Here is a 12,355-nt window from a genome sequence, read left to right as displayed (position 1 = left end):
TCGCCATCATCCTGATCCTCGTCGTCGGCATCGCCATCGACCTGCTCATCTTCAGCCCCCTCGAACGCCACGTACTGCGCAGCCGCGGCCTGCTGGTGAAGAGCTGAGCCGCATGTCGCCCGTACTGCTGGTCATCGCCCACGGCAGCCGCGATCCGCGGCACGCCGCGACCGTGCACGCCCTCACCCGGCGGGCGCGGGCGCTGCGGCCCGGACTGCGGGTGGAGACGGCCTTCCTGGACTTCAACGCCCCGCGGGTCGAGCAGGTGCTGTCGGCCCTGCACGCCGACGGCGTCCGCGACGTGGTGGCCCTGCCGCTGCTGCTGACGCGGGCCTTCCACGCGAAGGCCGACATCCCGGCCGCGCTGTCCGAGGCGCTGACCCGCCTGCCGGGCCTCTCGGTCTCGGTGGCGGACGTCCTCGGCCCGTCGCCGCTGCTCGTCGACGCCCTCGAACGCCGGCTGTCCGAAGCCGGCCTCACCCCGGCGGACCGCGCCACCACCGCGGTGGTGCTCGCGTCCGCCGGTTCCACGGACCCGGAGGCGATCGCAGTGATCGCTGAAATCGCGCGGGAGTGGCGGCACACCGGCTGGTGCGCCGTGCGGCCTGCGTTCGCCTCCGCTGCTCTTCCCCGTACGGAGGACGCCGTACGGGCCCTGCGGGCCGAGGGCTTCGCCCGGGTGGCGGTGGCCCCGTACGTCATCGCCCCCGGCCGGCTCCCGGACCGCATCACGGCCGGCGCCGAGGCCGCGGGCGCCGACGTGGTGGCCGACGTCCTGGGCGCCGCCCCGGAACTGGCCCTCCTGCTGCTGCGCCGCTACGACGCGGCGGCCGCGGCGCCCGCCCGCCTCCCGGCCCTGACGGCCTAGGCGCGGGCCGCGGCCTCGTCGGCCAGGGCCGTCAGGTCCGCGATGGACATCGCGCCGGGCGGCAGGCCCTCCCGCGCGAAGATGTTCGCCGCGTGTCGCAGGACGTCGTTGACCGGGGTGGGCACCCCGTGCAGACGGCCCAGCAGCGAGATCTCCCCGTTGAGGTAGTCGGCCTCCACCGAGCCGGTGCCGCGCGCCAGGCTCTGCCAGGAGGAGCCGCCCCGTACGCCCGGCGGCTGTTCGACCTTCCCGTCGCGGGCCTGCGCCTGCTCGGCGTCCGAGGCGTAGGCGATGCCGGCCGCTCTGAAGGCGGCCTTGGCCTCGCGGGCGGCCCGCGCCAGGAGTGCCGCCTTCGCCGGGTCGGGGTCCGGGCCGGTCGTGGCCTGGATCGCGTTGCCGAGGTTGCCCAGCAGCTTCGCGTACTTCCACCGCATGACGTCCTCGACCACCGGGGCCTCGAAGCCGGCCTTGGCGAGGTCCGCCGCGACGGCCCGGACGAGCGCGTCCGTTCCGCCCGCGGCCCGGCCCAGGTGCAGGATGCCGGTCAGCGGTGTGCACAGCGCGGAGACGACGCCCGGCTCCAGGAAGGTGGCGGGCAGCCAGACGCACACCCCGTACACGCGCGCGAACCGCCGTAGCGCCAGACGCTCGCTCTCCACGCCGTTCTGCGCGCAGAGCACCGGCAGCCGCTGTGCGGCCGTACCGCCGCCCGCGACCTCCGCGTCGCCCCACGCGTCGAGCGCCGAGATGGCGTCCTGGGTCTTCACGGTCAGCAACAGCACGTCGTCGGGGCGCAGTTCGCCCATCTCGTCCGGTCCCGTGACCACGCTGAGCCGGTGTACGCGGCGTCCGTCCGCCGTCGTGAGCCGCAGCCCCTCGGCCCGCAGGGCCTCCGCGTGCGCGCCGCGCGCGGCGAGGACGACCTCGCCGCCCGCCTCCGCGAGCCGTCCGCCGATGGTGGCGCCCACGGCGCCCGCGCCGATGATGATGTACCGCATGCCGATGAGCCTGGCACACCCCGCCGGCCCCGTCGCTCCCGGGGCCGATTGCCGGTGCCCCGCTCCCCTGGGGCCAGGATGCTCCCATGGGTGTGGACGGAGACGGCGTGGCCGAGGCGGTCGCGCGCGAGATGCTGTTGATGAGCCCGGGCGTGCGCACGTCGAGGGCCCTGACGGACGGGCTCCTCGATCCGGAGTTCACCGAGGTGGGCGCTTCGGGACGCAGGTGGGACCGGCGGGCGATGCTCGCGGCGCTGCCGGAGCTGGAGGGCGGCGCCGAGGACGGTCCGCGGTACGAGCCCGCCGGCATGACCGGCGTCGAACTGGCCCCGGGGGTCGTGCACCTCACGTACGAGACCGTGATCGACGGGCGGCGGGCGCGCCGGAGTTCGATCTGGCGGAAGGCCGACGACGGGTCCGGATGGCGGATGTACTACCACCAGGCCACCCCGGTGCCGGGCGAGTAGACACCGGATCAGGGGCCGGTCAGCTCCACGAGCTTGGCGACGGTGTTCCAGTTGCGGGTGGTGACGTCGATGCCCTTGACGACGGCGGGCCTGGCGAGGGCCTCGGCCAGTTTGGAGCGGCCCAGGCCTTCGGGGGCGTAGAGGTAGAGGACGCGGTCGCCGAGCCGGTACTCCTCGGGAAGGAAGGCGGCCCCGTCGAGCGCGGCGAAGCGCTCCGCGCTCGGCTGCTCGGAGAAGAAGGTGGCGTGGAGCTGTTTGCCCTCCAGTTCCGCGGCCGGGAAGGGGCACGCCTCCGCGACGGCGCGCAGGTACGTTCCGTCCAGCACCAGGCACGCGACCCGGAAGCCGAAGTGTGCCTCGATGGCGGCCTCCAGCTCCCGGGCGAGCGCCACCGGGTCGGTCTTCGCGCTGCTGAAGACGGCGTTGCCGCTCTGCAGGTACGTCTGCACGTCGCCGTGCCCGAGCCCTTCCAGCAGGGAGCGGAGCTCCGCCATCGGGACCTTCTTGCTGCCGCCGACATTGATCCCGCGCAGCAGCGCCGCGTACTTCTTGGCCGTCGCCGCCGTGTCCTTCTTCGTCATGGGGGCACCCTAAGGGCTGTCCCGTACTCCCCGGACGCCCGGATACGCCCAGTATCAGGACGCTCCTCCGCCTTGCGATGCCCCGCGTCTGACGCCGCGCGCTGATCCACCGGGGATTACGGGACAGCCCTTCAGGGGTGGTGTCTATGACAGTTCGGCCTCGATGAGGTCGGCGGCCTGGCGGGTGCCGCCCTCGGTGGCCATCCGGGCCCGGATCTCCTCGGCCCGGGCGGCGACGGCGGGGTCGGCGGTGAGGGAGAGGACCGCCTCGCGGAGGGTGGCCGCGTCGGCGTCGTCCATCGGGACGTGTCGTGCCACGCCCAGGGACGCCAGCATGTCGGCGTTGCCGAACTGGTCGACGGCCTGGGGGACGGCGACCATCGGGGTGGCGGTGGCGAGCCCCTCCTGGCTGCCGCCGGCGCCGGCATGGGTGATGAAGGCATCGGCCTGGCGCAGGATGTCCAGCTGGGGGACCCAGCGGTGGACCTCGACGTTGGCGGGGACCTCGCCGAGGTCCGCCTCGTCGGTGAACCTGCCGATCTGCAGGACGACGTACCAGTCGGGCAGGTCGGCGAAGGCGTCGATGCAGGCGCGGTAGAAGGCGGGCTGCTTGGTGAAGGCCGAGCCGAGCGAGACGAGCACGACCTTTCGGCCCTCGGCGGCCGGGGGCCGGCTCCAGGTGCCCTGGGTGGCGCTGCGGTCGCCCTGGCAGGCGCCGACGAAGGTGTACACGCTCTCGTCGACGCGGTCGGCGTGGGGCTGGAGGGCCCTGGGGATCAGGACGAGGCTGCGGCGCGGGCGGCCTTGGAAGCGGTCGACCTGGTCGGGCAGGCCGTTCTCGGTGAGCCAGGCGGCGAACTTCGCGTAGTACGCCTGCCCGCGCTCGGAGGCCTTCAGCTCGGCGAACATCGGCTCGGCGACTTCCTGTTCGTATCCCTCCCAGGCGACGAGGTTCGGGGAGAGGGAAACGGCGGGGACGCCCCAGCGGTGGGCGAGGACGGGCGCCGGGTAGGAGGTGATGTCGTGGATGACGAGGTCCGGTTCGTCGCCGTCGAAGGCGGCGGCGAGCTGCGGGAGGGCCTGGACGGCGTCGTTCAGGAAGGGCTCCAGGTTGTCGATGAGTTCGGTGCCCCAGGCCTCCGGCTCGTCGTCGGTGGGGAGGGTGGAGGTGTAGACGACGGGGGTGGCGCCGGTCTCTGCGACCTTCTCGGCGAAGGCGGCGGGGATGGCGTAGCTGACGCGGTGGCCGCGGGCCACGAGCTCGCGGATCACCTCGATGCTCGGGTTCACGTGGCCGTGGGCGGCGATGGAGAACATGGCGATGTGGGCGGCCTTGGCTGAGGTCATGATTCGACTCTAACGAGACGATACGTCTCGTGCAACTCATTCACGCCGCCCGCGGCCGGTCCGGGGGCGCGGCCCGACCGGAGGAGCCGGCCTGCTCGGCGGAGCCGGCCTGATGGGCGGCGCGGCAGGGCGCCATCACGCGCTCGATGTCGGCGGTGAGCGAGTCGAGCCAGGTCTGGGCGGCGAAGAACTCCGACGGGGCAACCACCTCCGGATCCCGCACCCGGCCGCCCGGTCCGGCCGCCGGCTCGGCGGACGCCGCCACGCCGCCGTCCGACCCGTGGTCCGGCGGGGCCGTGGCGGCCCGCTGCGCCGCAGCCCGCATCCTGGCGGCCACACCGTCCGCCCGGCCGCTGAGCCGCTCCCCGTTGCCCGGCCCGAGGTCCGGGCCGGCGCGGGCGAGCAGCCTCCGGGAGCCCCAGAGCACGTGATGGCCCGTGATCATGGCCGCCTGCCAGTCGGGGGCACCGGCCACCGGCGCCCGCGGCTCGCTCTGGCGCTGCGCGTACGCGCTCTCCGCCAGCGAGAGCGCGAGCTGGAGCGCCCGGTCGTCCGGGGCGGTGTCCCGCCTCCCGGCGACCACCGCGGCCGTGGTCCTCTCCACCGTCTCGGCCTCCCGCGCCAGCAGTACCGCGACCGCGCGGTGCAGCTCGGACTGCGCTCCCCGCGGCCAGGCCAGCAGCCCGAACACCACGCCGATCATGCTGCCGATGATCACGTCCATGAGTCGGACCCCGGCCAGCCGCCAGGTCACGGGCGCCAGTTGCGCGAAGACGAAGGACACGACGAGGGTGAACATGCCCTGGGCCCAGCCCACCCCTCGGACCGGCCCCACCGTGAAGGCGACGAGCATCACGATCGGCAGGACGACGGCGTAGACATGGGTGTGGCCGCCGACCAGGGCCAGGATGCCGGCGGCCAGGAGCGCGCCGAGCAGGGTCCCGGCGAGCGCCTGGCGGACGGTCGCCCTGGTCTGGGCGACCGTGGTCCGGGTCAGGCTGAGGACGGCCAGCATCGCCCAGAAGCCGTGGGGCAGCGACTCCACGCCGGCGACGGTGCGGACGGCCGCGAGCGCGAGGCTGATCCGGACGGCGTTCTGGAAGTACACGGAGCGCGGCCCGGCGTGCGCCGCCAACCGGTGCCACCACAGGCGGGGCGCGAGCCGGCCCGCGTACCAGAACCGGCCCGAGTCGGTGCCGGGCGGCGGCGGTGGGGCGCGCCTGCCCCGGACCGCCAGCTCGGCCGCGGTCGCGAAGGCCGCGGCGGCGTCCGCCACCTCCAGCAGCGCCGCCCGGCGGCGGCCGCGCACCTCGGTCACGGGCTGCGGCTCCCGCTCGGCCGCCTCCCTCACCTCTTCCCGCAGTCGCCGCAGGGCGCTGGCCTCGTCGGTCGCGCGGCCCGTCCCGGCCAGCAGGGCTCCGGTCTCGGCGGCGGACCGGCCGACGGCCTCCAGCAGCTCCAGTCCGGTCTTCAGCGGCGACTGTCCGGCGGGGGGCGGGGGCAGGTTCACCAGCCGCCCGAGCAGCGTGCGCGCTCCCAGGCCGGTGTGGGCGAGGGCGCGGTCGCGCAGGCCGGGCCCGGCGGGGCGTTCGGCCTCCTCCACGTGGAGGGGGCGCAGCGACTCGCCGATCTTCCGTGCGCTCTCCACCTCGGCCGCGGGCAGCGTGTACGGGGCGCGGCCCAGCTCGGCGGCGAAGCGGGCGGCTGCGTCGGCCGCCCCGGCGGCCAGCTCCCGGTAGGTGGTGCCGCGCGGTTCGGGCAGGAGGAACTTCTCGGCGAGGACGAGCAGGACCAGACCGAAGGTCGCGCCTCCGAGCCGTTCGCCGAGGGTGTCGGGGAGGTAGGGCGGGAAGCACGGCAGGATGTAGAGCAGCTGCAGCCCGGGGGCGGCGCCAGCCGCCCGGGGTCCGGCCGCGGCCGCGAAGGCGATGGCGAAGCCGATGACCAGCATGCCGGCCACGGCGGCCCAGGTCCGTACCGCGAGGTAGGTGCCGGCGGTCAGCAGCACCCACACCGCCGGCAGGGTCCTGACGAGGACGGCCGCCCGCTGCTCGCCGGTGCCGGGGATGCGGGAGAGGGCGGCCATCGAGACCACCGCGAAGAGGGCGTACGTGGCCGCGACGGGCCGGTCCAGCCCGTACAGGCACACGTAGAACGCGCCGCACGCGCAGAGGGTGGTGCGGATCGCGCGTCGCACCACGCGGCTGGGGCCGCGGCCTGCGCTCACGTCTTTTTCGGCACCCACCACTCCAGCATCGGGCCGGCCGCCGGACGCCACCACCGGCCGGCCGGGCTTGCCGCACCGGCGCGACGGAAGGTTTAATGCATGAACAAGCATTTATTAATGATGTCAACGAGGAGGTGTCCGGTCGTGGCACGCCCACGCGGCGTCGAGGACGCGGTGATCCTGCAGGCGGCGGCCAGGGTCATGGGCCGGGTGGGGCCGACGGGGCTCACCCTGGCGGCCGTGGCGCGGGAGGTGGGCCTGGTGCCCGGCACGCTGGTGCAGCGCTTCGGGTCCAAGCGCGGTCTGCTGCTGGCGCTGGCCGACCGGTCCGCGAAGGAGGCGGGCGGGGCGGCCGGGCGCGTACGGGATGCCGGGACGTCCGCGCTCGACGCCCTGGCCGCGCTGACGTCGCGGAATCTGGCCGGGATGGACACGCCGGAGAGCTTCGCCCACCACCTGGCCTTCCTGTGTACGGACCTCACCGATCCGCAGCTGTACGAACGCGCGCTGGCCGTACACCGGGCCCAGCGACGGGCGATCGAGGAACTGCTGGCGGAGGCCGCCGACGCGGGTGAACTCCGCGCCGGGACCGATGTCGCGGCCCTGGCCGGCACCGTGCAGGCGATCACCGCCGGCGCGGGCCTGGCGTGGGCCGTCGAACGCCGCGGCACCCTCGCGCAGCGGCTGCGCCGGGAACTCGACGCCGTACTGCTCGCCCATCTGCCGCCGCGCCACCCCCACGGACCGGAGGAATGATGACGACCGACACACGCCCGCCGGCCGGAAGGCCCCTGGCCGGAAAGGTGGCCCTGGTCGCCGGCGGCACCCGCGGCGGCGGACGGGGCATCGCCGTCGAACTCGGCTCCGCCGGCGCGACGGTGTACGTCACCGGGCGCAGCAGCGGCGCCCGCCGCTCGGACCTGGACCGCCCGGAGACGATCGAGGACACGGCGGCGCGGATCACGGCCGCGGGCGGCGTGGGCGTCCCCGTCCGCACCGACCACAGCCGCCCCGAGGAGGTCCGGGCCCTGATCGAGCGGATCGCAGCCGAACAGGACGGGCGGCTCGACGTCCTGGTCAACTCGGTGTGGGGCGGAGATCCGCTGACCGACTGGGAACACCCCCTGTGGGAGCAGGACTTGGAGGCCGGCCTGCGGCTGCTGCGGCAGGCCGTGGAGACCCATGTGATCACGAGCCGGTACGCGCTGCCGCTCATGGTCGCCCGCGGGAGCGGCCTGGTGGTCGAGGTCACCGACGGCAACACCGCCCGCTACCGCGGCTCCTTCTTCTACGACCTGGCGAAGTCGGCGGTGATCCGCCTCGCCTTCGCGCAGGCCGCCGAGCTGAGGCAGCACGGCGTCGCCGCCGTGGCGATCACGCCCGGGTTCCTTCGGTCGGAGGCCGTGCTCGACCACTTCGGCGTCACCGAGGCCGACTGGCGCGACGGCGTGGCGCAGGACCCGGACTTCGCCCACTCCGAATCCCCCGCCTACCTGGGCCGGGCGGTCGCGGCACTGGCCGCCGACCCGCAGATCATGTCCAAGACCGGCCGGGCCCTGGCCACTTGGGGCTTGTACCAGGAGTACGGCTTCACCGACGCCGACGGCACCCGGCCCGACTTCGCCGCCCACTGGGCGAAGAACCTGCAGGCGCGGTACGGGCCGCTCGGCGACCCCCTCTGACCGGGCCGTCCCGGCCGGCCCGTTCGGGCGGTGGTAGAACAGCGGCATGGACGAAGCGCGGGCGAGGGACGTACTGGGGGCGGCGGGCTTCACCAGGGCCGGGGCCGCGCGGCCCGCGCTGCTCGCGTTCGGTGAGAACGCCGTGTTCGCCGTCGGCGACCTGGTGGTCAAGGTGGGCCGGGAGGCCGCGCTGCTGGAGCGGGCCGCACGCGAACTGGCGGTGGCCGACTGGTTCGCCGCGTCCGGTGTCCCCGCGGTCCGGGCGGCCGAGCCGAAGCCCCGCCTGGTGGGCGGGCATCCGCTGACCCTGTGGCACCGGCTCCCGGAGGCGGTGCGCCCCGCGGGGCCCGAGGACCTGGCGGTGCTGCTGCGGGCCGTCCACGCCCTGCCCGAAGCGCCGTTCGCCCTGCCGCCGCGGGACCTGCTGGGCGGGGTCGAACGCTGGCTGCGGCTGGCGGGGGACGCCGTCGACCCGGCCGACGCGGCGTACCTGCGCTCCCGCCGGGACGCCTGCGCGGCCGAGGTGGCGGCCCTGTCCCCGCACCTGGCGCCGGGCCCGGTCCACGGCGACGCCCTGCCCCGCAACGTCCACGTGGGCCCGGACGGCCCGGTCCTGGTCGACCTGGAGACCGTATCGGCCGACCTGCGCGAACACGACCTGGTGGTGATGGCCCTGTCACGCGACCGGTACGGCATGCCCGCCGGGGAGTACGAGGCCTTCGCAGCGGCGTACGGCTGGGACGTCCGCGACTGGGAGGGCTGCGCGGTCCTGCGCGGCGCCCGCGAAACGGCCGGCTGCGCCTGGGTCGCCCAGCACGCACCCGGCAACCCGGCCGCCCGGAGCGAGTTCCACCGCCGCGTGACCTCGCTGCGGACCGGCGACCCGCGCACGCGGTGGCACTCCTTCTAAAGGGTGGTGGGCAGGTCGCCGACCTGCGAACATCTTTGGATGATCACACTCTCCGACGACCTCGGACACCTTTCGTACGTCGTCACCGGCGACGGACCGCCCGTCGTACTCGTGCACGCCGGGATCGCCGACCACCACATGTGGGACGCGGTCGTGCCGGCCCTCGCGGAACGGCACACCGTCATCCGCTACGACCTGCGCGGCTTCGGACAGTCCGCTCCGCCGAGCGGCCCGTTCACCGAGACCGACGATCTGCGCCGGCTCCTGGACCATCTCGGCCACGAGCGCGTCCGGCTCGTCGGCGCTTCCTGGGGCGGTCGCGTGGCCATGGACTTCACCCTCACCCATCCGGACCGGGTGCACTCCCTCGCGGTGCTGGCCGCGCCGTGGCCGGGGTACGGCTGGGGCGCCGAGATGATCGCGTACGACGAGGCGGAGACCGAGGCGCTGGCCGCGGGCGACCTCGACGCCGCCGTCGCCACGAACCTGGACATGTGGGTGCGCGGGCCGGCCCGCACGTGGGACGACGTCGCCACCGGACTGGCCGACCGGCTCCGCGAGCCGATCCGCACGTCCCTGGTGAACCAGGACGTCGTCGGCGAGCACTCCCAGGGTGTCGTGCGGGGCGAGCTGTCCGGCATCACGGTCCCCACCCTGGTCGGGATCGGCAAGCTCGACGTCGCCGACTTCCAGGACATCGCGCGGCGCTACGCAGCCGAGATCCCCGGCGCCACCCTGGTCGAGTTCCCGACCGCCGCCCACCTCATCGCGCTGGACGCCCCCACCGAACTCGCGGCGGCACTGGCCCCGTTCCTCGCCCGTTAGGGAGTGTCCGCACAGTAGCGTCGGCCGCCCGGAGCGCAGGCGGGACTTCGCGGACACGGCCTGGGTCGTCTCTTTTCGGATCTCGTCGGCCGAGCCCGCCCGTGCCTTGGGGCAGGGCGGGTCCGGTCAGGCCGGGACCAGGTCGCGCAGGGGCCAGGCCGTGTCGATCACCGCGTCCGGCGCGCCCTGGCGGCGCAGGTAGGACTGGAAGTCCCGGGCCCAGCGGGCGTGCCAGGTGCCTTGGCGGGCGTGCAGGTCGGCCGGGGTCAGCTCGGCCACCTGCGGATGCCGTTCGGCTATCGCGCGGGCCACGTGGACCGCGGCCAGCGCGTCCGCGCCGGCGTCGTGCGCCTCCTCCAGCGTGACCCCGTACACCCCGCAGACCGCCTCCAGGGTCCGCTTGCCGCGCCGGAAGCGGTCCACGGCCCGGTCGATGGTGAGCGGGTCCACCACCGGACCGGTCTCATCTCCGCCCAGCCGGTCGGCCAGCGAAGGCAGCCCGTGCCGGGCCAGTTCGGCGCTCAGCAGGGTGAGGTCGAAGGCCGCGTTGTACGCGACGACCACCGCTCCCGTACGCCAGTGCGCGACCAGCGCCTCCGCGACCTCGTCGGCGACCTCCCGGACCGGGCGTCCCTCCGCGACCGCCCGCTCGGTGCTGATCCCGTGGATGGCCGAGGCCCCCTCCGGGATCGGTATCCCCGGATCCGCGAGCCAGCCGCGCCGTTGGTGCACCGCACCGCCGCGCACCTCGACCACGGCCGCCGTCACGATCCTCGACTCGCCGGGCTCCGTGCCGGTCGTCTCCAGGTCGAACCCGATCAGCACCCTGCCGTGCCAGCCCCCCGTACCGCGCTGGTCCTCCACCCCGTGTCCCTCCCCCGTACGCCTTCGGTCAACGGGTTTCAGCCTGCCACGGACCACTGACAAGCCCGACGACGGGACCCTCCGGCGGAGGGCACGGCGCTCACGACACCGGACGGGAGTCCTCCCACATCGACTCGAACTCCTCCCGGTACGTCGCGAACAGCCCGTGGTCCGCGTCCTTGGGCACCCCCCGGCCGCCGCCCCGCAGTACCAGCACCGGCGATTCCATGCCCCGCGCCCGCCGCAGGTACGACTGGACCACCGCGATGCCCGAGGACTGGCCCTCGACCAGATAGGCGGTGAAGCGCGGCGTCTCGTCGAAGACGTGGATCTCGAAGCGCGAGGGGTCCCGCAGCCCCGCCCGGACCCGCCGCACGTGCAGGATGTTCATCTCCACCGAGCGGCTCAGCTCCCCCTTGCGCAGCCCCAGCTCCCGCTCGCGCCGTTTGACCGCGCTGCTCGCCGGGTTCAGGAACAGCAGCCGCACCCGGCAGCCCGCCTCCGTCAGCCGGACGAGTCTTCGCCCCGAGAAGTTCTGCACCAGCAGGTTGAGTCCTATCCCGATGGCGTCGAGCCGTCGCGCACCCCCGAAGAGGTCCTCCGCCGGAAGGTTGCGCTGGAGCCGCACCCGGTCCGGGTGGACGGAGACGACGTCCGCGTACCGGTCGCCCACCAGGTCCTCGACGGCGTCGATCGGCAGCCGGTCCGCGGCGGGACTGCCGGAGCCCCCGCCCAGTACCTCCAGCAGCCGCGCCGAGGCCCGTTCCGCCTGCTCCAGCACGGGCCGCGACAGGGCCCGGTTGCGGGAGACGACGTTGCGCGTGACCTCCAGCTCGTCCAGGGCCAGCTCGATCTCGCGCCGGTCGTCGAAGTAGGGCTCGAAGCAGGGCCAGTGCTGGACCATCAACTCCCGCAGCTGCGGCAGGGTCAGGAAGCTCAGCACGTTGTCGTCGGCGGAGTCGAGCAGATAGCCCTTGCGCCGGCTGACCTCGCGCACGGCGACGGCCCGCTGCACCCACTCCTGCCCGGCGGGACCGGCGGCCGCGACGACCCAGTCGTCCCCGGCGTGCACCGGTTCGTAGATCGGCCGCAGCACCGCGCCGACCACCGACCGCAGCCGCTGTTCGATCAGGTTGAGCCAGATGTAGGCCCGGCCCGCCCGCTGCGCCCGCGTACGGACCTCGCTCCAGGCCTCCGCGCCCCAGTCCAGTTCGGCGCCGGCCCGCGCGCTCCCGGCCTCCGCCGGCCCGCCCGCCAGGGAGACCGCCCCTGCCGGGAGCCCCGTCGGCGCCCCGCCGGGGACACCACCTGGGGCGTCCGCCGGGCCACCCTCGTGACTGCTGTCACCAGGGGGCAGCTCCAGACCTCCCGAGCTCACCCGTGCACCGCCTTCTGCGTCTGGACGCCCGTCTCCAGTGATCACGGAAGGGTATCCCGCGCGCGCGGCCCGGTGCAGCCCGATGGCCCGCACACGGACCGCCGATCGACCCATTATCCGATGCGCGGACAGTCCGCTGACCCGACTGTCAGGTCTGCGGGTCACCCGGTAGGACCACTCCCAAGTCCGCGCTTGGGGCCCCTCTTTC

The 12,355-nt window shown here is 74.5% G+C and carries 11 protein-coding genes and 2 pseudogenes; 7 read left to right on the top strand and 6 right to left on the bottom strand.

Annotated features, from left to right (window positions below):
- Together AB0F82_RS29255 and AB0F82_RS29250 are read left to right on the top strand one after the other, a co-directional pair.
- Window positions 1–107: pseudogene (locus AB0F82_RS29255) on the top strand (ABC transporter permease); the annotation flags it as partial.
- Window positions 108–112: 5 nt separating this feature from the next.
- On the top strand, window positions 113–868 hold the full coding sequence (locus AB0F82_RS29250) for a sirohydrochlorin chelatase (protein ID WP_362632653.1): 756 nt from the start codon (window positions 113–115) through the stop codon (window positions 866–868).
- On the opposite strand, the gene AB0F82_RS29245 is transcribed toward AB0F82_RS29250, so the two are convergent.
- Window positions 865–1,866: a ketopantoate reductase family protein gene (locus tag AB0F82_RS29245; RefSeq protein WP_362632651.1), complete on the bottom strand. Its 1,002-nt coding sequence runs from the start codon at window positions 1,864–1,866 to the stop codon at window positions 865–867. The two genes, AB0F82_RS29250 and AB0F82_RS29245, sit on opposite strands and share 4 nt — an antisense overlap.
- 86 nt (window positions 1,867–1,952) lie before the next feature.
- Here AB0F82_RS29245 and AB0F82_RS29240 point away from each other — a divergent pair, with 86 nt between their 5' ends.
- Window positions 1,953–2,333 (top strand): DUF4440 domain-containing protein, encoded by a 381-nt coding sequence (locus AB0F82_RS29240; RefSeq protein WP_362632649.1) that lies wholly within the window; start codon window positions 1,953–1,955, stop codon window positions 2,331–2,333.
- Between the two features lie 8 nt (window positions 2,334–2,341).
- Here AB0F82_RS29240 and AB0F82_RS29235 read toward each other — a convergent pair whose 3' ends face one another.
- From AB0F82_RS29235 to AB0F82_RS29225, 3 genes and pseudogenes are all read right to left on the bottom strand, one after another.
- Window positions 2,342–2,914 (bottom strand): DUF1697 domain-containing protein, encoded by a 573-nt coding sequence (locus tag AB0F82_RS29235; protein ID WP_356813563.1) that lies wholly within the window; start codon window positions 2,912–2,914, stop codon window positions 2,342–2,344.
- A 144-nt stretch (window positions 2,915–3,058) separates the two neighbouring features.
- Window positions 3,059–4,305, bottom strand: a pseudogene (gene mgt, locus AB0F82_RS29230) (macrolide-inactivating glycosyltransferase).
- Window positions 4,302–6,488 carry an FUSC family protein gene (locus AB0F82_RS29225; protein ID WP_362632645.1) on the bottom strand — a complete coding sequence of 729 codons (2,187 nt, stop codon included), beginning with the start codon at window positions 6,486–6,488 and terminating at the stop codon, window positions 4,302–4,304. The pseudogene mgt and the gene AB0F82_RS29225 overlap by 4 nt, the downstream one beginning before the upstream one ends.
- A 144-nt stretch (window positions 6,489–6,632) precedes the next feature.
- On the opposite strand from AB0F82_RS29225, the gene AB0F82_RS29220 reads away from it, so the two are divergent.
- From AB0F82_RS29220 to AB0F82_RS29205, 4 genes are read left to right on the top strand one after another with little or no spacing between them, the layout of a single operon-like run.
- Window positions 6,633–7,244 (top strand): TetR/AcrR family transcriptional regulator, encoded by a 612-nt coding sequence (locus AB0F82_RS29220; protein WP_356813558.1) that lies wholly within the window; start codon window positions 6,633–6,635, stop codon window positions 7,242–7,244.
- Window positions 7,244–8,170, top strand: coding sequence for an SDR family oxidoreductase (locus tag AB0F82_RS29215; protein WP_362632643.1), 927 nt, complete (start codon window positions 7,244–7,246; stop codon window positions 8,168–8,170). Before AB0F82_RS29220 ends, AB0F82_RS29215 begins: the two co-directional genes overlap by 1 nt.
- 46 nt (window positions 8,171–8,216) lie before the next feature.
- Window positions 8,217–9,080 carry an aminoglycoside phosphotransferase family protein gene (locus tag AB0F82_RS29210; protein ID WP_362632641.1) on the top strand — a complete coding sequence of 288 codons (864 nt, stop codon included), beginning with the start codon at window positions 8,217–8,219 and terminating at the stop codon, window positions 9,078–9,080.
- Window positions 9,081–9,119: 39 nt separating this feature from the next.
- On the top strand, window positions 9,120–9,905 hold the full coding sequence (locus AB0F82_RS29205; RefSeq protein WP_362632639.1) for an alpha/beta fold hydrolase: 786 nt from the start codon (window positions 9,120–9,122) through the stop codon (window positions 9,903–9,905).
- 126 nt (window positions 9,906–10,031) lie between these two features.
- Here the strand turns inward: AB0F82_RS29205 and AB0F82_RS29200 are convergent, their stop codons facing one another.
- Both AB0F82_RS29200 and AB0F82_RS29195 read right to left on the bottom strand, forming a co-directional pair.
- Entirely contained in the window at window positions 10,032–10,769 is a 738-nt protein-coding gene (locus tag AB0F82_RS29200; RefSeq protein ID WP_362632638.1) for a 3'-5' exonuclease, read from the bottom strand.
- A gap of 100 nt (window positions 10,770–10,869) precedes the next feature.
- Window positions 10,870–12,147 (bottom strand): SAV2148 family HEPN domain-containing protein, encoded by a 1,278-nt coding sequence (locus AB0F82_RS29195; RefSeq protein WP_356813552.1) that lies wholly within the window; start codon window positions 12,145–12,147, stop codon window positions 10,870–10,872.
- Between the last annotated feature and the right edge of the window lie 208 nt (window positions 12,148–12,355).

Source organism: Streptomyces virginiae, assembly GCF_040638905.1.
GTDB classification, from domain to species: domain Bacteria; phylum Actinomycetota; class Actinomycetes; order Streptomycetales; family Streptomycetaceae; genus Streptomyces; species Streptomyces virginiae_B.
The sequence above is the reverse complement of the archived record's forward strand: the minus strand, read 5'-3'. Positions and strand labels throughout refer to the sequence as shown.